Raw genomic sequence first — 19,782 nt, 5'->3', positions numbered from 1 at the left:
TATTCCACACTTTTTCTTTTCTATTCTTTTTTCATCCAGAATATTTTTTAGCATTTTAAGTTGCACACATTTATACCAGTGCAAAATATAAATACATAGATAACTTAGTTAGTATTATAATCCCACGATGTGATAATGTGTTGAAAAGCAGTACTGTAAGAATAATTATTATGGCATTACTTTTACTCAGTTGTACTGCCACCAATGCATATGCTTCAATGTTTGAACTGGAGATAGTGCCGATATCCAAGATCAATAAAGATCCCACAGTTTATGATAGCACAATGGCTTATCGCAAGATAAGTGTCGTTGGAAATATTTCAGAACTCAGTAAAAAGTATGTAAACCTTACTGAGAATTCAACTTCATTAAAAGTTGACACAACCGAGATAAAGCTGTTTGATGGATTCAATGTTGGCGACCAGGCTATGATAACAGGTCAGTTCAGATATGATCCACTGGAAGATAGTATATTCATACCAACATATGTTCTCCATTATCCTACTGTGGACATGGGACTTGTCAATATCAGTAGCATTGTTTCTAATTCATCCGCCCATAATGGAAGATACATGACCGTAATAGGCAACATGTCCAAAATTGATATGAGCACTGGAATATACCAGATGACCATTAGGGACGATAATAACAATGACCTGAAAGTATATTATTACGGTTCAACAAAACTTGTCCCAGGGGATGTAATAAAGGTATTCGGACTTTACAATGGCAGGATACTCTACAGTGAAAGTATGGGACTGAACAAATCACCATTGTCAATATCCACGTTGGTCCCGGGATTTTCATCCATAATGGGATCTTTGGCTATTTTATCGATAGCGTTACTTTTAAAATCAAAACGACGTAACGACTAGAGATCATTATGTTAATCGTATTATCAGTCGGTGGATCAATACTGGCAAAAGAACTTAACCCTGACAGTTTCAGAGGATATGCTGATGCTCTCAAAGAGCTTGCAAAAGAGCATGAAATCGTAATCGTGACTGGAGGAGGTGCTTCTGCAAGGGATTATATCAACGTTGCACGAAGTACCGGTGCCAATGAAGTCGAATGTGACTATATTGGAATAGACATAACACGTCTCAATGCAAAGCTTCTAATTTCTGCCCTTGGAGACGCTGCTTATCCTGAACCACCAAAGGACTATAAGGAAGCACAGGAAAAACTTTCCTCTGGCAAGATACTTGTAATGGGTGGAGTTATTCCAGGACAGACTACCGATGCAGTAGCAGCGATTCTTACAGAATACCTGGGTGCAAACCTTCTTGTAATCGCAACAGCAGTTGATGGAGTATATTCTGCTGATCCACGCAAGGACCCTGATGCGGTGAAGTATGAAACAATGACAGCTAAAGAACTTGTAAGCACTGTGATGACCACTGAGATGAAAGCCGGCTCAAAATCACCTGTAGACCCTCTTGCTGCAAAAATTATTGAGCGCTGCAACATCGAGACAATTGTAATGGATGGCAGCGATCCACAGGATGTACTGAAGGCCATTCGTGATGAAAACGGAAAGACCGATAAAAAAGCTGTTTATTTAGGCACAAGGATCATTAACTGATCCTTCTATTTTAATTAAGAATTAAAAGTTGTTAAGGTGGCTTTAGTTATAAGCCACAAGATATTCTACGGTTTCTTCCTTGCAGGAAGTCACCTCTTTTAATTTATCATTGGATCTCTTAAGGGTCTCAATGGTCTTCTCGAACTTTGCCATCTGTTCTTTAGCCTTTCGGACCTTTTCATTTTCAACTTCCAGTTTTTCCATGAGAGCTTTACGCTGATCCTCAGAAATATCTGCGTTGTTTATCTGCTGCTGGTAATTTAAAGAGAGTTTTACATACTTACGAAACATCTCGTTCATGACATCAAGGTCATTTTCCAGTTCTTCAATTGTTTTTGCCATACGAGTTTCACACTCCTTTAAGTTAACTTTGACTAAAGGTCCGTTTTTGATTAACTCTACAGCCCATATGCCACAAGTTCACATTTAAAGGGTACAATTACTAATATATAACAATATCTATTCTAAACCATCTAATCATCATAATGAGGATGATAGAAAGGAGAGACAGGAAAGAAAATAAGAACTGAACAAAAAGAAATAAAAAAAAATTTGTAGAAAAGATGTCCAAGTTACATGTCCCATACTAAATTGACAAAGGGTACCAATATCGAATATACATTCCAGATAACCATTGATTCCTCTGGTCATCTGAATACGAAAATTTTCTACAGAGCTAAATAAAGCAACTAATAAAAACTAGAGATTATCGTGTTAATGTTCTTTTTATTATCACTGGGCACCGGAACATTTATAGTATAACTTCTGGGTCCTGTTCGGTCAAAGTAATCATAGATTATTTCCAGATGTACATATGGTTTTTCTTTGAACTTTGCGGAATTGAATTTTGATAAAGGGAAGTTCCATGTATGGAATTCTTTATTCAAAAGAACACCTTTCTCAAGCAAAATGACCTCTCCTACGCTTTTTCTTTTGACATAGAACAGGATTGAAGGAAAGACATACCCCATGAAAAAGTAAAGCATGAATAAACCTAACATAACCATTAACATGGAAAACTTACCTTCCGGTATAAACAAGATAAATGGAATGAATATGATTGCAGTTATTACTGAGAGAACAATAGCCATTAGAATTCCCGTATTGCTCCGATAATCCTCCTCATGCGATAAATAATCCAGCCATTCTTCATCTGTGTATTTCCAATGAACAATCATATTTTGCCCATTTATAGCCTCATCCAGAATCTTAGCGTTTTTCATAGTTGCCCGGATGAATAATAATGAAGTCAGTACAAATGTGGCTGAAACTAAAATAAATAAACCATCATATGAGTGAATATCAAACGTTATATAACTGTGTACACCAAAAACAATAAAAAAAAGATCTGCAAGAACCCACCTAAAAAAAGATACTCGTTGAGGATTTTTAGTTTTGAAGATGGGATTCTGTTTCATGCTATAGAAACTATATTTAATGGTTTAAAAACAATATGTATCAAGGTTTCTGAAATATCCTTATTTTGATTAACTAACCATTTAATCAAAATTTAATAAGAGGATCAATAATTTAAAATTAGTATGCTAAAATAAACAAGAGGTAGGATTCCTACCAAAAAAGAAGAAATTACATTTCACATAGCTGGAAAGTTGTCACACCCGGATTGGCAGTAACTTTTTCCATGATCTCTTCCTTACAGGATTCAGGAATATTTACAAATGCTTCATCCTTTTCAAGGAAATCAACTATTGGAACATTGTCTGGAATTTCGACAACATCATAACCGTTTATCCTGAACATTGCTTCAAGGACATCGATCTTTTCATCCCTCTGACCTTCACTGATAAGTTCGATAGCAATGTTCTTACTGAGTTTATTATATTCCTCACACTCCTCAAATACAGCAAGACCTGCATCCAGAGTGTCGGCTGCTGCAAAAATATGGAGGAGACATGCGTTTCCCTCTTCAAACATGTCCCCAATTGCTTTCATGCCTTCGAGAAATCCTTTCTCAATAATTTCGTTTATGTTGTAACCCAACTCAAGGGCTCCATTTGCCGCGTTTTCTGCGCCTTTCTCATCAAAATCCAGTATGGATCTTTTTGCTTCATCTATAATTTGTGTAATAGTTTTTCCCTGAGACAAATTATCATCCCTTTGATTGGATTAGCACATTATAAATTGCGCACGTTAGTGCAATTTAGTCACATTTTTCACAATTTTGCTATTGTATATAAATTCATCGAATAAAACAGAGAGATTTTTCATGAATCTACATAATAAAATAAAAATATCACAAATAATTCAGATATAAATGTATTTGGCAATAAATAATGAAGAGATCAATAATATATTCTATTAAAGAAGAAGTACTGAATAAAAATAGAAAAGAGTGCATCCCGGATGGATGCAAAAGAACAATTTATTTTCCAAGAACAATTCTTGCGATATCGTCACCAACATCTGATGTGCCTGCAGAGCCACCCATATCGTATGTCTGGACCTTTGCTTCACTAATGTTGGTCTCAATTGCAGAAACAATAGCATCTGCAGCTTCTTTCTCGCCCATCTGTTCAATGAGCATTGCGCCTGCCCAGATAGTAGCGATAGGATTGACCTTGTTCTGACCCTTGTACTTTGGTGCTGAACCATGGATTGGTTCGAACATGCTTGTACCTTCAGGGTTGATGTTTCCTCCAGGTGCAAGTCCGAGACCGCCCTGTACCATTGCACCAAGATCAGTGATGATGTCACCGAACATATTTGGTGTTACAACAACATCGAACCATTCAGGGTTCTTAACGAACCACATTGTGATAGCATCAACGAAGTTGAAGTCGGTCTTTACATCAGGGTGCTTTGCAGCAACTGCATTGAACTCCTCTCTCCAGAATCCGTATATGTCTGAAAGGACGTTCGCCTTGTCAACTGATGAAACATGCTTGTCACTGCCTTCTGCAAGATCGAATGCATAGTTGATAACTCTCTGAGTGCCTTCCTTTGAGATCATACCAATCTGGTAACCTATCTCCTCGCTGTCGGTCTCTATGTCAAGACCGAACTTTGCGTTGTAAAGTGTCCTGTGAACCTCAAGGACATCCTTGCTTACACCTGACTTTGCACGTCCGCCTATACCAATGTAAAAGTCCTCGGTATTTTCCCTTACAACTGTAAAGTCAATGTCTGCAGGAGTCTTGTCCTTGATAGGGCACCATACACCATCAAGAAGCTTGATTGGACGAAGGTTGACATACTGATCGAAGTAGAACCTTGCAGCAAGCAGGATACCTTTTTCAAGTACACCTGGTGCAATCCTGTCATCTCCAATCGAACCAAGGAAGATTCCTTTGTAACCTGAAAGCTCTTTGAGGGAATCCTCTGAAATAAGTTCCCCTGTTTCAAGATAGTGGTCTGCTCCATGTGGGAACTCCACCCAGTTAACATCAAAACCGAATTTCTCACCTGCAGCATCAATTACCTTACGTCCTTCAGCAATGATCTCAGGTCCTATACCGTCTCCTGGTATTACAGGTATTTTATACTGTGTCATAAATAATAACTCCTAACCATTATTGCATTTAGAATAGAATTGCTAATGTTGATAAAATAAAATAGCCAGATCAGATGATCTGCCTTGTGTATTCGATAAGTCCGCCAGCATCCATGATCCCTCTTACGAAATCCGGCAGAGGTGTTGCCTGATACTCTTCGCCCTTTGTAACATTCTTAATTACACCGGATGCGAAATCAACCTCAAGCTGGTCACCGTCCTCTATCCTGTCAGTGTCAGGACACTCAAGAAGTGCAACACCGATGTTAATTGAATTTCTGAAAAAGATACGTGCAAATGACTTTGCAATTACGCAGCTTATCTTTGTTCCTTTCAGTGCGATTGGTGCGTGTTCTCTTGAAGAACCACAGCCGAAATTGTTACCGGCAACAATAATGTCACCTTCTTTTACCTCTTTAGGGAATTCAGGTCTTACACCTTCAAAAGCATGTGCTGCAAGCTCTTCAGGGGTATTCATAATAAGATACCTTCCCGGAATTACAGCATCAGTATCAACATCGTCTCCAAATTTCCAGACTCTTCCGCTCATATTTACACCTAATTAGTATTAATTGATAATTATCATTAATGAACTTGAAACTATACCATAGATAGCATCATACTAAATAATACTACTGGAAAACTCAATGAGTTTGAAAAAGTATATAGAGTAGACATTTACAACAGAAACAAGTTAACAAGAAATCATTAATAATAGCAAACCTAAGTTAAAGGCGATGGTCAGCAAAAAGGATGAACTAATTCTATCCATACTGCAACAAGGAGCCAGAACGCCAATATCAGAGATAGCCAAGGAAGTAGGCCTTAGTGAGAATGGTGTCAGGTACAGGCTTGAAAAACTGGAAGATGAAGGATACATCAAGAATTATACTGTTTTACTAAACCCCAAAAAGTTTGGAAAGGGAACATTTGCCATCTTCAATCTGGAAATGGAACCAAAGAAGACAAAAGAGAGTATTAAAAAACTCATGGATATTGAAGAGTTCATCAAAATATACCAGACTACAGGACAATACTCTATCAAAGCCTTCGGTCTTTTCAACGATGAAGAAGAACTGACAAATTTCATAAACAATCGTCTTCTCTATGAGATTCCCGTACAGAATTATAGTGTAGAGATAATTACAAAAAATATCAAGGACAGCATATATCACATCTGATCAAGCTTTTTATACCAGACGTTCATGCTTTCAATGGACCCGGAAATGTTAGTATTATTCACTAGGGTTCCTGCATATGAATATGAACTACGGGAAAATGTAATGTTCATTCCATAGGATCTTGCCCTTGCAATCGTATAAGCAGTTATTATCCCCATCTCACGCATTTTTGATTCCATCTTTTCCAACAGATAGTAAGAATAACCTCTACCTCTGTATTCAGGTAATGTTGCAAAATCGGTCATCTCAACATTGCTGTTCTCAACATCCATTTCACTGGATGCAAGAGCAACAATTTTCCCTGCTTTCCTTATTCCAAAATAAACAAGGTTCTCCTGCATTGTCCTGAGAAGATATTCCGGGCTTTGTATAGGAAAAGGATAACTTGGAAAAACTTTACTATATATTTTTGCCATTTCCTGAGCGTCTTCTTTGGTGCAAACAAAAGAATATTCATCGCCTGAAAGTTTTACTTCCTTAGAGTTATTGAGCTTTGAAAGTGCGGTACTGATTACTCCTGAAACCTCATCAGGAGTTTGCTCTTTCTTACGTTCATCTGAAAGGAACTTTGCCATGAAGCTGGCACTTTCATCTCCATTATACATACCTGGTACACAGGCTTCTTCAACATGGCCTGTTTCCTGAAAATGATCTTTTGCAGACGAAGGTATCTTGGAGAATATCTTTGAATATCCATTCGTTTCTGCTATTTCCTCTACCCTGGCAGGTACTTCTGCAAAATCCTCCGGTGAAAGCTTCATCAGGTACACACGGTCATTGAAAGGACCGTGCTGGATCACTGAATTATTGATCTTAAGAACCTTATCACTCAACGTTCCTTCTCTCCATACGTTCGGTATCTTCAGGTACAAGACTCAATGCATCATCAAAATCAGAAAGCAGTTTTGCAATTCCCACTGATCTGAATTCCTGAGCTTCATCAAGCTTTAACTGCAAAGCACAATCATCGCATTTCCTGTCACAATAAATTGCTTCATAAGAATCCGGTTCTTTGTAGGAAGTGATAACTCCCTCATAATTTCTGAGAATGACTTTGTTAGTTGACCAGGAGATCAGGTAGTTTGGCATTACAGGTATTTTTCCTCCTCCGCCGGGAGCGTCAATTACATAGGATGGAATTGCAAAGCCACTTGTATGACCTATGAGATTTTCCATGATCTCTATGCCTTTACCCACAGATGTCCTGAAATGAGTCAGACCTTCGGAAAGGTCACACTGATAAAGATAATATGGACGGACACGGTTTTCCACAAGCTTGTGGAATAGTCTTTTGAGAATCCTGTAACAGTCATTCACACCTGCAAGCAGGACGGTCTGGTTACCCAGTGGGATACCTGCATCTGCAAGCTTTCTGAGTGCCTGTTTTGAAGAAGTTGTAACTTCACGCGGATGGTTGAAATGAGTGTTTAGCCACACAGGATGATGTTTTTTCAGGACGTTTACAAGATTGTCCGTTATTCTGTATGGCAGAACAACCGGCATTCTGCTACCAATCCTTATGACCTCAACATGTGGAATTGCACGTAATTCTGTAAGAATCCAGTCCAGATATTCATCCGAAAGCATCAGAGGATCGCCTCCGGAGAGAAGAACATCTCTCACCTGAGGGTTGTTTGCTATGTACTCTATTCCCTGAAGAACTTCATCTTTTTCAGGAATGGAATCTACGTCACCTACCTTTCTTTTTCTTGTACAGTGCCTGCAATACATTGAACATACATTACTGATATGGAAAAGTACCCTGTCAGGATATCTGTGCGTTATTCCCGGGACAGGACTGTCATGATCTTCACTCAGCGGGTCTGCCATCTCATCAGATGATACAATGAGTTCCTGCGGAGAAGGAAAAGATTGCATGAAAATTGGGTCATTTCTGAAATCTTCCACTTCTATGAGAGAAAGATAGTAAGGAGTAATTGATAACGGGAATTTTTCAAGTGTTTTTAGTAAAGCTTCCCTTTCTTCAGCCTCAAACTTAATGTCAAGAAGTGTTTCAAAAGTGTCAATATCATTAACTGAATGTCTTAACTGCCACTTCCAGTCATTCCATTTTGCAAGAGGTTCTTCAGAGTCTATTCTATCTACAATATTTTGCTGCCTGAGTTTGTAAGATTGCATCAAATCACTTAATAGTATATGGATCTGCAGAAGAGAGTTGAAAACAGAACACACTGAACCTGTTTTCTGTTTGCGAAATATCATTAGATCACAAACATAGTCCAGCGCTGATCTTCTGCGCACGTATCAATTCTGATATAATAGCAAATAATCTTTTTAGGTATTATATAATTTATTGGAGATATCTGAATTTTTGCCATATTATTTTTGCAGAATCCGCAGAACCCACATTATGGAATAACCGAAGGATCGTCTCCCCCATGCCAGCTAAGGCGGGGACGAATACGGATGATATGTGTAGCCTCTGTATTATCATCCACAACAAACGCAATTCCTTTCTCAGAACCCATTTTCATTATTGAATCTGCGAAATTGTCTTTCATATAGGTAGGTCTGACAGATTCAAGGATATCGATATCATCCTGGGACGTGAGCCTATGGCATATTACAAGATCAGATTGTGAAAGTACATCTGGATGAATCGATACCGGGCGCTGCGTTGCAAGGACAAGTGAAAGACCGGGTTGTCTTCCCTGTTTTAACCATTCGTTCAGTAACACATCCGATGCAAGCGTCTCGCCCTGTGCAGGAAGGAACTGCTGAGCCTCATCGATAAACAGCCACACCATTGGAATTCCTTTTTCGACAGAATTATCGCCCATCATTTTTCTTTCATATGAACGCCTGGCTTCCAGTCTCAGATGATAGATAGTCCTGGCAATTGAACTCACAAGTGCAGACCTTACAGCCTCACTTCTGATAGTACTGACATCAATTACTGATGTTGACCCGCCTTTAACCAGTTCTGCGATTCCCACGCCTTTTTCCGAAAAGATACCCCATGAATCTGCTGTCCTGAAATGATTTTGAACAGCACTTTTTGCAACTGGATCAGCACGTTCATCTACCGTCACTGAAGCAATGATATCTTCAAATGAGAATGTTTCTTTATTTCTCAGATCATCTATCAACCGTACAATAAGAACTCCGGATGGAGATACCTGGTCTATGCCAAACAGCCTGCACCACTCATACCCATCCATCTCTGATATTGGTAAAGAGATCGGGTTTACATTGATGTGTCGTTCTTCATAGGAAGCAAGACTTCCTTCAGGTACGAAAATATCGACATCAAATGCTGCAGGTTCAAGTTCCCATTTGAGCATCTGTTCTTTTTGAACCTCGTTAGCTTTCCCAAGTGTCCAGAAAATACCCATAGTATCAATAACAACTGATGAAACATTACTCCTGATATCATCTGGCAGCATCATCATACCTTCCATGAGAACTGCCATTGTGTAGGATTTACCATAGCCTCTTTTGCCTGCTATGAAAACTGCATGCGGTTTATTCACATCCAGTGATACATGTGAACCGGAAGAGCGATCACGTGCAAGATACCTTCCCATGTAAAGAAGGACATCTTCACCGTTCCCACCAAGGATATATTGCTGCTTTGAAACACCTGCATTTAAAGAGTCTGACATACAGGACTGGAGAACATAGTTACAATATATAGTATTTTTGATTTCGTCTGAAAATGTAAAATATACAATTTTAAAAGATTAAAATGAATAACAGGAGACATTTAAAAATAAAAGAGTGTCAGTATTTTAATTAATAAAGTATTTATAGGGACATCAATATGTAGGAGAAAGAGGAATCTCCGTCATCACATCATTCCCCTCTGATGCATTGATTATTTTAATGTATCATACCCCAAACTTCACCCAAACCATCATTATGCGAGGTTCCTCATTTCTTTTCATTGATACTTATTTTTAAGAGAGTTTTTCCATGTTCTGCATGGGTGAGTATGCCTCTTGCAGCCAGAATTCCCGTGGCTGAAGAGTTAATAAGATCACGTGATAAACCGGCACCATCACCTGCAACGAACAGACCTTTGATATTGGTCTGCATGCTTTTATCCACATCTATTTTCAGGGAATAGAACTTTACTTCCGGAGCATACAAAAGAGTGCAATCTGAGTAGACACCTGGAATTATCTCATTAAGAACTTCAAGACCCTCCATGATATCCATAACTATTCTGTGGGGCAAAGCCATGGAAATGTCACCCGGAGTAATGTCTGTCAAGGTATTGTTAACAGCATTTCTGCTGATACTTTCTGATGTTGAACGCCGGCCTCTTTTAAGATCACCGAGCCTTTGAAGGACAGGTTTTCCACCTCCAATTGTCGTTGCAAGCTTTGCTACTGACCTTGCATATTTGATGGTGTTCTCCATAGGTCTTGTCAGTTCCACATGCACCAAAAAAGCGAAATTGGTGTTCTCTGATTCTTTACTATGCATGGAATGTCCATTCGTGGCAACAAAACCCTCGTATTCTTCCTTAACCACAAATCCATGTTCATTGGTACAGAAGGATCTTACAAAATCATCGTGACCTTTGGTATATATATGGAATTTCGGATCATGATTTATCTTTGTTACCGGGTCCATGATTATTGAGGGAACCTCCACACGGACACCAATATCAACACCACTATAAGAGAATTTAATTGAATGGTGATCTACAAGGTAGTTTACCCACTCATATCCAACTCTTCCAGGTGCAACCAAAGTGTATTTTGAACGTATCTCCCTGTGTTCCAGAAGTACTCCATTGCATCTGTTATTATCAACAATTATATCTTTTACTCTGGATTCCAGCAAGAAGGATACACCTTTTGACTCCAGATCATTTTTCATGCGTTCAATAAGCACAACGGAATTATCAGAACCAATATGACGTTGCTTGATATCTATAAATCTGGCACCAACAGAAGCTGCTCTACGCTTGAGCATTTCAGCATCTTCACCTGTTGCTGAATATGTTTTGGTAGGCGCTCCATATTTAAGATAGATATTATCCACATAATCCACAAGTTCCCATGCAGAGTCAGGATCCCCTGTCTGTTCTGCAAGATTTCCACCTACATCCGGCCTCAGATTAAGAGTTCCGTCCGAGTAAGCTCCTGCACCACCTACTCCGCATAAAATTGAGCAAGGAGAACAATGACCGCATGTTGAGCTTGAAGATACACTGCAATGCCTTTCTGTGATATTCTTTCCTGCATCCACAACCAGCACTTCTAACCCTTTTCCGGCAAGTTCGTAGGCTGCGAACAAACCTGCCGGTCCGGCACCTACGATAATAACATCATAATCATAGCTTGCGTCAGAAATAGTATCACTCCGTGGTTCCCTATAAAAGAACCACAGAATAATATTAGCGTTGTGAAGATAAAAGAATTATGATAATATTTTGTCGAGTTGTCCCATTGAAGTTGCAAGTTTTATTTCCTGAGCAATTCTCTTACCGGTTGAGAGATTTGGTTCAATGAGGTCGGAGTAAGGAGAACCTGCAAGATAAATGTTTGTACCTGCAACTATACGTGCGGATATCTCAAAGACCTTGATCTCAAGTTTGTCCGTGACCACTGTCTCAAGACAGAAAGGACCGATCATACCGCCGAACAGTTCTAGTGACTGCTCAACAACCCTTTCACCAAGATTGAATATTTTTGGAAGAAGTGATTCCCTGGCAACCAGCGGAACATTTCCCGTAACCACATAAGTTGGAATTATGTCTGCCTCTTCAAGCTCTTTTGGTGAACCAAGCCTGAAGATCTCATCTGCATTTGACTCGACCCTGCGGTCCATGCTGAGCATTTCAAGGATACCAGTACTTAGTTTGTAGCCTTCTTCCCTTAGTGGTGAATAGAAGAAGTGAAGGTAATATCTGGTTCCTACAATGAACTCCTGAATTGTGAATTTCTCATTCGGATCAATGTGTTCCTGGAATTCCTCATAGTTCTTGGCAACAAAGAAACCGCGGCCACCTTTTGCACCATGGTATTTGACCATTACCGGACCATCGATCTCCTGAGGTTTCACCAGCTTTGGCATTTCAATTCCCGCACCTTCAAGCCATTCACGTTCCATTTCCCTGTCTGATTCCCATTCAAGAACGGCCCTGTTCCCGAAAGTTGGAATTGGGAGCTCGGCAAATACCTCTCCACCCATGTACTCTACAAAAGAACCATGTGGAATGATAATAGCATTCTTTGTGCGCAGCTCATCAAGGATAGTTGGGATTTCCTTGTAGCTGTCAACTACAATGAACTCATCCGGTTTTGCAAGAGGAAAAGCATCGTAGAATCTTGGTGGCTCTTTTACACAGATGCCTATGGTCCTGAAACCTTCCTGTCTTGCACCATAGAATATTTGAAGACTGGAGTGAGAACAAACAGTGGCAATGCTCAGATTGTCCTGGTCATAATTCTCAACGATTTCCATTATTTCTTCTTTAGTGATCATAGTGTAATAGCCCCTAGAATTTACCTCATATTGTTCTTGCTATTCTTTAACTTTTCGAGTTACATTTTAAATTGTTATAAGTTCAAGTGAAATTGAACTTAAAGGAAATAATATAAATCAACATTCATATACTGGGATTTATGGGAGAGAACGAAGAAGGTACAAGCTCGGAAAAAGTGCTCATTCTTCCTCTGAGTGAGGATTCTAAAAAAATAACCCAATTGCTTTCAAATGAAAAAGCAATGAAAATGCTGGAGATACTTGCAGATAAACCAATGTCTGCCAGTGATGTCGCTGAAGAACTTGACATGCCGCTGACAACTGTAAAATATAATCTGGACGGGCTTATTGAAGCTGATCTTATAAAAGTCAAAGAAACAAAATGGAGTCGCAAAGGCCGGGAAGTCAAGATATACGAACCGGTCCAGAAACTGATAGTTGTTGCCCCTGGAAGCATGAAAAAAGACAGATCTTCCATTATCAGTATGCTCAAAAAGTATCTTGGCCTCATCGCAGGTGCCGTTTTTGCTGCAACAGGACTTGAAGCCCTTAGCAGATACTCAATGTTTTCTTATGCACCTCAAATGGCACAGGATTCTGCCAGCACCAGCAGCATTCCTGTTTATGCAGGAAATGAATCCGTGGCTGCAATGACAAAAGAAGTACCGGCATATGAAGCAGCGAAATTTGCAGGATACCAATATGATGTGGATACAAACGCATCTGGCACCGTACTCCATAATCAAACCATTGTACATGAGATGCCTGCTGAAATGACATCAATACCATCAAACGGCGTACAACCTGAAATGCTTGCCTCATCAGCTCCTAATGGAACTGATACAGGTGCTGATCTTATTAGAGAAAGTGCGATGGCAACAAATCATACACAGGTCGCACCCATGTCTAATACAGTAACAGATAGTGTGACTGCAACAGGAGGAACTGTTACAGATCCGTTTATGCACGGAATTCTGTCACATATGAGTGTATGGTTCTTCTTCGGCTGCATTTTTGTGATCACCCTTCTATTTGTAAGAGAAATCTATTATAGAAAAAAGAACATATGAAGCCAGAGTGAATTGTATGAGAGTTGCTCTGAAAATAGCATATGTAGGCACTGGCTATCATGGATCACAGGTCCAGCCGGATGTAGCTACGATAGAAGGCGAGCTGTTCAATGCACTCACACAGCTTGAGATCATAGAAAATCCTAAATCTGCACGTTTTTCAAGTTCCGGAAGAACGGATGCAGGAGTACATGCAAGAGAACAGGTTGTTGCTTTTGATACCGACAAACCCAATCTCGCAATCCCAAGGGTCATTAATTCAAAATTACCAAATTCAATATGGGCATGGGCACATGCAGAAGTACCTGATGATTTTGACCCAAGGCGATGGGCCATCAGCCGCAAATATAGATACATTATGAGCGGCGAGCAGTATGACATAGCAAAGATAAGAGCTGCTTCAAAACTGCTTGTTGGTGAACATGATTTTGCCAATTTCTGCACCAAGGAAGGAGACAAAAGCACCGTCCGCAATGTGGAAAAAATAGATGTGCGCGTCAGTGGAACCTTAACTAAAATAGACATCCAGGCAAACAGTTTTCTCTGGAACATGGTAAGGAAAATCGTCACAGCCCTCACAATGGTTGGAAGTGGTGTAAGGGATGAAGAATGGCTTATGCAAATGCTTGACCCTGAATCATACGAAGAAGGACTTGAGTCATCGGCTGCATACGGCCTGACACTCATGGAAGTGGAATATCCAGAACCTATTGACTGGTGTGAGGATGCTTATGCTATCAGAAGAGCCAGCGATAATGTGCACGACTATCTGGTGCGACATAGGGTCATGGCTGAAGTAATGGACCACTTGGTTCCAAACGAATAACCCTTTCAACTTTTTTAAGAAAATGCGTTGTACTGCAAGCATTCGGGATCTGGTCATAGACTATGAACTGATCCGCAGGGATGTGAAGAATCCAAGATTAGAGTTTCGTGAGGGAGAGCTGTATCTCATTGTTCCGAAATCGTTCATAGAACATGAGAAAATAATCCGCAGGCATCAGAGATGGATATACAACCGCTATTCCAGAATGCAGAAAATACAGGATCTTTCTCAGGACATTGAACTTGTAACCGGTAGGTCAGTGGACGAACTGAAAAGTCTTGTTCATAAATGTGTGGTATTGATTGGAAAGGAACTCAAAGTCAAACCTGAAAATGTCAGGTTCAGGAAAATGAAAACAAAATGGGGAAGTTGTAGTTCCAAAGGAAATCTCAATTTCAATACTTTTATGCAATGCCTTCCAGATGAAATGGTGGAGTATATTGTCCATCATGAGATGGTTCATCTCATCGAACTGAACCATAGTCCTAAGTTCTGGAGTCATGTCAAAAAGCGTTATCCTGATTACAAAGAATCAGAGACAAGGCTTGCAGCCTACTGGTCGATGATACAGCAAGAATCTCAAAATTATCAGTAGGGCCTTCTGTTAGTTTTTTCGAAGGACAGTAAATGTCCTTGTAAGACTCTTATGTACTTTTTGCGTGAAAATATCTACAACTGTAAAGCCAGCCTTTTCTGCGAATTCAACAACCTTCATCTCTGAAACCACAACTGCAAGTTTTCCGGCTTTAAGGACGCGATACATTTCTGCAAATGAATCTGTGTACAGATGATGAAGAGATTCAGCCCTGATAGCTGCAGACCTCCCGTAAGGAGGATCGGTTACGATTGCATCCACACACGAATCTTTAAGAGAAACACGACATGCATCACCGACCAGTAATGAATACTCAGCATTGTATTCATCAAGGTTCATCTTTGCACCGTGAGAGATCTTACGGCGTACTTCGATGCCAATAACATGAGCACCTATAAGACCACCTTCTACCAGAATACCTGCCGTACCGCTGAAGGGGTCAAAAAAAACCTCATCTGAACGGATCTGAGATATGTTCACCAGAGCTCTTGCAACCCTTGGCATGAGCACACCGGGGTAGAAAAATGGTTTCTTATGTGGTGCACGGTGTTCATAGTCGCCCCTGTCAACTGTTGCCACCAATGAGCCCAGGACTGCCTTGTTGGTCATTATTAAACGGAAAGTCACATCAGGTTCTTTCATATTAGCCCTGAAGCCTTTGCGATATATACTGCCACCAAGTCTTCCTTCTATGAACTCTCTTTTGACATCACCATGATGTTTTGCCCTTTTTGCACGGACAACATAGGTCTGGTCTTCTGACAGGTGTCCTGAGAGATCGGAACTGTCACACATCTCTATGATCTGCTCGGCTTCAACATCGCAGATCCCGACAACCTTCAGTATGTAATGGGACATTGCCAATCTGCCTGCAATGAAGCGAAGCTTTGCAGCCACGCCCTCACCTTCAATATCAACTATCAGGCACTGGTCATAGAATGCATGTTCCCTGAATGTCAGACCTTCCATTGAAAGACAGGCGTAGACCTCTTTTACTGGCAGGACAGCGTGCTCACCGGATAACTCAAAAGCATACAGCATAATAACTGCAATAGAGAATAGAAGTAGTATTTAAAGCGTTTCAGTGAAGGTTTAAAAACAAAAAACAAATTAGGAATCGGCACAAGAAAAGAATCAGAACATCAGTTCTAATGCTTCTTTTCCTGTCATACCTACTTTAATACCGAGGTTAATAGCTTTCTGAGTTGCTCCGACAACCGGTGCTGCAAGCACATCTTCAAAGCTGTTCACACCCTTGACCTTCACAGCTACATCACCAAGAGCTGATGCGGTTTCCATGTCAAGATAACCGCACATCACAAAACCTCTGTCAGCGCGAATTACGAGTAATGATGCATTCTGCATAGCGAAACTCAAACCCATGCAAGTTCCGTTCTCAAGTTCGATCATTTCTATCAGCATAATACCACCTCGATCTTTTCAGTATATATGAGGATTGTTGGTGCCATCCAATTTCAATTTCTTAAGTATTTCGTCAGTACCACCGGAAAATAACCTGTCAAAGAAATCCTCTATGCGTGTTTTCTTTGCTGATTCGGGAGAAGACTTTGTCATGTTTGAAGTTACATTTCCAGCATTTCCGTCGTTAAATTCAGATTTTTTCTTTGCAATGGAATACTCAATGACCACTTCACCAGTGAAGCCAAATGTTCCTTCAATTATAGTTCCTTTTGATGATTCCTTTACAGATTCATTATCTATCCCATCTATAGATAAGACATCCATACCTTCAGGCAAACTGATAGCAACATCGGTTTGAGGTTCACCCTGGAACCACAGCACAGAACCTGACTCATCTAAGGGAACCTTGAAGTCGTAAGATACCTTATATTCGTTGACTACATCACGTTTCTCGTTTGTGGGACCAATAAGCTCTGATGACATGTCCGCTTCAACGTCCAGTAAAATGACATTCTTTGAAGAATTGTCAATTTTCACATCCATATTGTCCTCTATGGACTGTCTGAATGTCTTGCTCATGGACACATCCGCTTTCAGTAATTCCCAGGCGGCCACAAAACCGTCATCATTCCCGAATTCTATATCAACATATTTTTTGAAAATGATAGATCTGTCACCTGAGTACTGTTCCGTGTAAGACCAGGTCATATTGTCTTTCTGTACATTTATGCTGTTATCCCAGGTGTAGGCTGCACTTGCAGGGATGACCAGCAATAAAAAAAGAATAAAGATTAAAGATAAGAAACTCCCGATTCTCAATCAAATCTCTTCCTAGTACGTTATTTAGTTGTAACCTGACACCCGTCTTCTGTTACTATAACAGTATGCTCTGCCTGTGAGACCATTCCACCTGCGACTTCCTTAAGGACAGGATATGAATGGACAATTCCTGCTTTTTCAAGTTGCATAAGTGCAAAGTCAAGTTGCGGTGTCTTAAGCCATCTCTTTGCAAATGGAAGAGTCCTGTGAGGAGCAAGTTCTTTAAGAAGAGCCCTTGCAGCTGGTAAACGTACTGGTTTTTTGTTCACTACCTGGAAGATCTCAGTTAGTGATCCGTCAACTACCCTGCCTGCACCATCTGTTGCGAAAGGCTCTATGGCAATTATGTCACCTGTTTTAAGTACAACTCCACTGCTTACTCTTCTGTTGGGCACACTTGGAGGAGCATGAGGAATATACTGTGCAAGCCCGTGTCCTGTGAGGTTTCCTACTGGTTTCAGGTCATGCGCAAGAATTGCATCTTCTATGGCTGCGGCAATATCTGCTGTGGTTACACCATTCTTAACAGTATCTATTGCTGCATCAAGAGCATCTCTGGACGCGTTCACAAGTTCAGTATACTTTCCGGAAAGGTCAATTGTGATTGCAGAATCTGCAATATAACCATCAACATGAACACCAAGATCAAGTTTTATGACATCTTCACCAAAGACAGTTTCCTCACCTGCATATGGAGTGGCGTGTGCCGCTTCATCGTTACGGGAAATATTACATGGGAATGCAGAGCCATCCGCACCGAGTTCTACTGCACGGTTCTCCACAAACTCAGCGATCTCCAGCAGGCTGACACCTACCTTGATCCTGTCCTTTGCCTCACTTCTTACCTGTGAGAGTATCTTTCCTGCTTTGAGATATTTTTCAACTATCTCTTCGATCTCCTTAACTTTATCAGCCATGTAAAATCTCCTAATAACACTTTAGTTGGCACTAATATACAAATTTCTTTTCCATTTCAGTCAGGTTCTCATGCCCGTCTGCTGTCACAAGGATCAGGTCTTCAAGACGAATACCGCCTACATCAGGATAATAAAGTCCCGGCTCAATGGTTATGATATTACCTTCTTCCAGTTCCACATCACTGTTGCCAACAAAGGGAAGTTCATGGATCTCAAGACCTACACCATGCCCGGTTGAATGAATAAAACCAACATTTGAGCCTTCCCTTACTGTGTCATATCCCCTTTCCTTAAAAACATCACAAACCTTGTTGTGTATATCGCTGCATTTAACACCAGGTTTGACCATCTCAATACCTGCGGTCTGCGCTGCAAGTACTGCATCGTACATGTCCTTGAGCTTATCAGAAGGAGTTCCGTTGAGAACTGTGCGGGTCATGTCTGCATAATATTTTTTTCTTTTACTACGAGGGAAGATATCTATGACCACAGGTTCATTTGCCTTTATCGGACCTTCGCCTTCCCAGTGAGGGTTTGCTGAACCTTTTCCACCGGCAACAATGGTACTGTCTGCCTCACAGCCATGTTCCAGAAGAGTGATATCAATCTCTTTGCGGATCATTTCTGATGTCAGGGCAAAGCCACGGTAATTAAGTATGCCTTCCACGTTTTCGGATTTACGGATCATTTCTGCAGCTGCTTTCATTGCAGTGTTACAGGCATCCTGTACCTTTCTGACGATTTTGATCTCGGATTCGTCTTTCCTTGCACGCAGCTGGGCAAATGGGCTCTTGATTGCCTGTATACTAAAACCTTCTTCCTTTAGGGTCTGAGCAATATGATAGGGGAAATCCCTGGGTACGGCAATGTGCCTTGCACCTTCCTTTTGAAGGATTTCAGCAATGCAGTCGCAATAGGCAAGAGCAGGATCCTGCCTTTCCTTTACTTTTGACCTGTAATCGCATCCCTGTAAGGTACGAATATCAGAAACCCGGGATTCCAGTTCAGCTCTGCCTTTTTCCATGTCAGATATCAGAAGGATTTCTTTACCGTTCTTTATCTGAGTATATGTGAACTCGTCTGATGCTGAAAAACGGGTTGCATAATAAATATCAGCATTGTTCGAATTCCCTACCATCAGATATGCATCTGACTTGTGGCTTTCCAGCGTTGCGGAAATATCAATGGGAACTGTTGATGAGGTCATAATATAATATCTAGTAGCTACTAGTACAAAATTGTTATCAAATGTTTGATTGGAAGTTGATTGTAAAATATGTGATTATAAAAGAATAATGTATTCACAAATATTGCGCCATGCCACTAGAAACCTAATTTACATGGGAAAAGTACATTTATCCGGGATCTATGAACATAGATGTGCAATATAACCA

21 protein-coding genes are annotated in these 19,782 nt (G+C 40.3%); 6 read left to right on the top strand and 15 right to left on the bottom strand.

Annotated features, from left to right (window positions below; translation table 11 throughout):
• Positions 1-140 precede the first annotated feature (140 nt).
• A complete protein-coding gene (locus BLP52_RS02645; protein WP_162272926.1) occupies positions 141-875 on the top strand; it encodes a hypothetical protein in 735 nt (244 codons plus the stop codon).
• An 8-nt stretch (positions 876-883) separates the two neighbouring features.
• Positions 884-1,585: a UMP kinase gene (gene pyrH, locus BLP52_RS02640; RefSeq protein WP_091708485.1), complete on the top strand. Its 702-nt coding sequence runs from the start codon at positions 884-886 to the stop codon at positions 1,583-1,585.
• Positions 1,586-1,627: 42 nt separating this feature from the next.
• Here pyrH and BLP52_RS02635 read toward each other — a convergent pair whose 3' ends face one another.
• The 5 genes from BLP52_RS02635 to BLP52_RS02615 form a co-directional block, all read right to left on the bottom strand.
• Positions 1,628-1,927 carry a hypothetical protein gene (locus BLP52_RS02635; RefSeq protein WP_091708484.1) on the bottom strand — a complete coding sequence of 100 codons (300 nt, stop codon included), beginning with the start codon at positions 1,925-1,927 and terminating at the stop codon, positions 1,628-1,630.
• A 347-nt stretch (positions 1,928-2,274) separates the two neighbouring features.
• The gene (locus BLP52_RS02630; RefSeq protein ID WP_091708482.1) at positions 2,275-3,003 is read right to left on the bottom strand and encodes a hypothetical protein; all 729 of its coding nucleotides are present in this window, start codon (positions 3,001-3,003) and stop codon (positions 2,275-2,277) included.
• A gap of 169 nt (positions 3,004-3,172) precedes the next feature.
• Positions 3,173-3,691, bottom strand: a complete 519-nt coding sequence (locus BLP52_RS02625; RefSeq protein WP_091708480.1) for a B12-binding domain-containing protein — start codon at positions 3,689-3,691, stop codon at positions 3,173-3,175.
• Positions 3,692-3,968: 277 nt separating this feature from the next.
• A complete protein-coding gene (locus BLP52_RS02620) occupies positions 3,969-5,096 on the bottom strand; it encodes an isocitrate/isopropylmalate dehydrogenase family protein (protein ID WP_091708479.1) in 1,128 nt (375 codons plus the stop codon).
• Between the two features lie 70 nt (positions 5,097-5,166).
• On the bottom strand, positions 5,167-5,646 hold the full coding sequence (locus tag BLP52_RS02615) for a 3-isopropylmalate dehydratase small subunit (RefSeq protein ID WP_091708478.1): 480 nt from the start codon (positions 5,644-5,646) through the stop codon (positions 5,167-5,169).
• Positions 5,647-5,833: 187 nt separating this feature from the next.
• Between BLP52_RS02615 and BLP52_RS02610 the strand changes: the two genes are divergently transcribed.
• Positions 5,834-6,277, top strand: coding sequence for an Lrp/AsnC family transcriptional regulator (locus tag BLP52_RS02610; protein WP_091708476.1), 444 nt, complete (start codon positions 5,834-5,836; stop codon positions 6,275-6,277).
• On the opposite strand, the gene ablB is transcribed toward BLP52_RS02610, so the two are convergent.
• The 5 genes from ablB to BLP52_RS02585 all read right to left on the bottom strand — a co-directional run bounded on the left by ablB (position 6,268) and on the right by BLP52_RS02585 (position 12,739).
• Complete coding sequence (ablB, locus tag BLP52_RS02605) at positions 6,268-7,110, bottom strand: putative beta-lysine N-acetyltransferase (RefSeq protein WP_091708475.1); 843 nt, start codon at positions 7,108-7,110, stop codon at positions 6,268-6,270. The genes BLP52_RS02610 and ablB overlap by 10 nt on opposite strands.
• Positions 7,103-8,416: a lysine 2,3-aminomutase gene (gene kamA, locus BLP52_RS02600; RefSeq protein WP_091709143.1), complete on the bottom strand. Its 1,314-nt coding sequence runs from the start codon at positions 8,414-8,416 to the stop codon at positions 7,103-7,105. The genes ablB and kamA overlap by 8 nt, the downstream gene beginning before the upstream one ends.
• A gap of 230 nt (positions 8,417-8,646) precedes the next feature.
• A complete protein-coding gene (locus BLP52_RS02595) occupies positions 8,647-9,903 on the bottom strand; it encodes an ATP-binding protein (protein WP_091708473.1) in 1,257 nt (418 codons plus the stop codon).
• A gap of 268 nt (positions 9,904-10,171) precedes the next feature.
• Positions 10,172-11,605 carry an NAD(P)/FAD-dependent oxidoreductase gene (locus BLP52_RS02590; protein ID WP_274377635.1) on the bottom strand — a complete coding sequence of 478 codons (1,434 nt, stop codon included), beginning with the start codon at positions 11,603-11,605 and terminating at the stop codon, positions 10,172-10,174.
• Between the two features lie 66 nt (positions 11,606-11,671).
• The gene (locus BLP52_RS02585; RefSeq protein WP_091708469.1) at positions 11,672-12,739 is read right to left on the bottom strand and encodes a formate--phosphoribosylaminoimidazolecarboxamide ligase; all 1,068 of its coding nucleotides are present in this window, start codon (positions 12,737-12,739) and stop codon (positions 11,672-11,674) included.
• Between the two features lie 140 nt (positions 12,740-12,879).
• Here BLP52_RS02585 and BLP52_RS02580 point away from each other — a divergent pair, with 140 nt between their 5' ends.
• The 3 genes from BLP52_RS02580 to BLP52_RS02570 are packed head-to-tail and all read left to right on the top strand — an operon-like array spanning position 12,880 to position 15,230.
• On the top strand, positions 12,880-13,809 hold the full coding sequence (locus BLP52_RS02580; RefSeq protein ID WP_091708466.1) for an ArsR/SmtB family transcription factor: 930 nt from the start codon (positions 12,880-12,882) through the stop codon (positions 13,807-13,809).
• 16 nt (positions 13,810-13,825) lie between these two features.
• Positions 13,826-14,635: a tRNA pseudouridine(38-40) synthase TruA gene (gene truA, locus BLP52_RS02575; RefSeq protein WP_091708464.1), complete on the top strand. Its 810-nt coding sequence runs from the start codon at positions 13,826-13,828 to the stop codon at positions 14,633-14,635.
• Positions 14,636-14,657: 22 nt separating this feature from the next.
• Positions 14,658-15,230, top strand: coding sequence for a M48 family metallopeptidase (locus BLP52_RS02570; RefSeq protein ID WP_091708462.1), 573 nt, complete (start codon positions 14,658-14,660; stop codon positions 15,228-15,230).
• A 9-nt stretch (positions 15,231-15,239) separates the two neighbouring features.
• Here BLP52_RS02570 and BLP52_RS02565 read toward each other — a convergent pair whose 3' ends face one another.
• The 5 genes from BLP52_RS02565 to BLP52_RS02545 form a co-directional block, all read right to left on the bottom strand.
• On the bottom strand, positions 15,240-16,271 hold the full coding sequence (locus tag BLP52_RS02565) for a TRM11 family SAM-dependent methyltransferase (protein WP_091708460.1): 1,032 nt from the start codon (positions 16,269-16,271) through the stop codon (positions 15,240-15,242).
• Positions 16,272-16,364: 93 nt separating this feature from the next.
• The gene (locus BLP52_RS02560) at positions 16,365-16,652 is read right to left on the bottom strand and encodes a YunC family protein (protein WP_091708458.1); all 288 of its coding nucleotides are present in this window, start codon (positions 16,650-16,652) and stop codon (positions 16,365-16,367) included.
• Between the two features lie 18 nt (positions 16,653-16,670).
• Positions 16,671-17,426, bottom strand: a complete 756-nt coding sequence (locus tag BLP52_RS02555) for a hypothetical protein (protein WP_091708457.1) — start codon at positions 17,424-17,426, stop codon at positions 16,671-16,673.
• Positions 17,427-17,491: 65 nt separating this feature from the next.
• Positions 17,492-18,388 (bottom strand): type II methionyl aminopeptidase, encoded by an 897-nt coding sequence (map, locus tag BLP52_RS02550; protein WP_091708455.1) that lies wholly within the window; start codon positions 18,386-18,388, stop codon positions 17,492-17,494.
• A 31-nt stretch (positions 18,389-18,419) separates the two neighbouring features.
• Entirely contained in the window at positions 18,420-19,595 is a 1,176-nt protein-coding gene (locus tag BLP52_RS02545) for a M24 family metallopeptidase (RefSeq protein WP_091708454.1), read from the bottom strand.
• Positions 19,596-19,782 lie beyond the last annotated feature (187 nt).

Origin of the sequence: Methanolobus vulcani, from assembly GCF_900100715.1 — an archaeon.
GTDB lineage: Archaea > Halobacteriota > Methanosarcinia > Methanosarcinales > Methanosarcinaceae > Methanolobus > Methanolobus vulcani.
Note: the sequence above shows the minus strand (reverse complement) of the source record. Positions and strands in the feature narration are given on the sequence as shown.

Coding starts and splice junctions, on each gene's coding strand:
- BLP52_RS02615 (WP_091708478.1), bottom strand. CDS start 5,646: ATGAGCGGAAGAGTCTGGAAATTTGGAGACGATGTTGATACTGATGCT.
- BLP52_RS02545 (WP_091708454.1), bottom strand. CDS start 19,595: ATGACCTCATCAACAGTTCCCATTGATATTTCCGCAACGCTGGAAAGC.
- BLP52_RS02620 (WP_091708479.1), bottom strand. CDS start 5,096: ATGACACAGTATAAAATACCTGTAATACCAGGAGACGGTATAGGACCT.
- BLP52_RS02570 (WP_091708462.1), top strand. CDS start 14,658: ATGCGTTGTACTGCAAGCATTCGGGATCTGGTCATAGACTATGAACTG.
- BLP52_RS02630 (WP_091708482.1), bottom strand. CDS start 3,003: ATGAAACAGAATCCCATCTTCAAAACTAAAAATCCTCAACGAGTATCT.
- BLP52_RS02565 (WP_091708460.1), bottom strand. CDS start 16,271: ATGCTGTATGCTTTTGAGTTATCCGGTGAGCACGCTGTCCTGCCAGTA.
- BLP52_RS02560 (WP_091708458.1), bottom strand. CDS start 16,652: ATGCTGATAGAAATGATCGAACTTGAGAACGGAACTTGCATGGGTTTG.
- kamA (WP_091709143.1), bottom strand. CDS start 8,416: ATGCAATCTTACAAACTCAGGCAGCAAAATATTGTAGATAGAATAGAC.
- BLP52_RS02580 (WP_091708466.1), top strand. CDS start 12,880: ATGGGAGAGAACGAAGAAGGTACAAGCTCGGAAAAAGTGCTCATTCTT.
- BLP52_RS02595 (WP_091708473.1), bottom strand. CDS start 9,903: ATGTCAGACTCTTTAAATGCAGGTGTTTCAAAGCAGCAATATATCCTT.
- pyrH (WP_091708485.1), top strand. CDS start 884: ATGTTAATCGTATTATCAGTCGGTGGATCAATACTGGCAAAAGAACTT.
- map (WP_091708455.1), bottom strand. CDS start 18,388: ATGGCTGATAAAGTTAAGGAGATCGAAGAGATAGTTGAAAAATATCTC.
- truA (WP_091708464.1), top strand. CDS start 13,826: ATGAGAGTTGCTCTGAAAATAGCATATGTAGGCACTGGCTATCATGGA.
- BLP52_RS02585 (WP_091708469.1), bottom strand. CDS start 12,739: ATGATCACTAAAGAAGAAATAATGGAAATCGTTGAGAATTATGACCAG.
- BLP52_RS02610 (WP_091708476.1), top strand. CDS start 5,834: ATGGTCAGCAAAAAGGATGAACTAATTCTATCCATACTGCAACAAGGA.
- BLP52_RS02635 (WP_091708484.1), bottom strand. CDS start 1,927: ATGGCAAAAACAATTGAAGAACTGGAAAATGACCTTGATGTCATGAAC.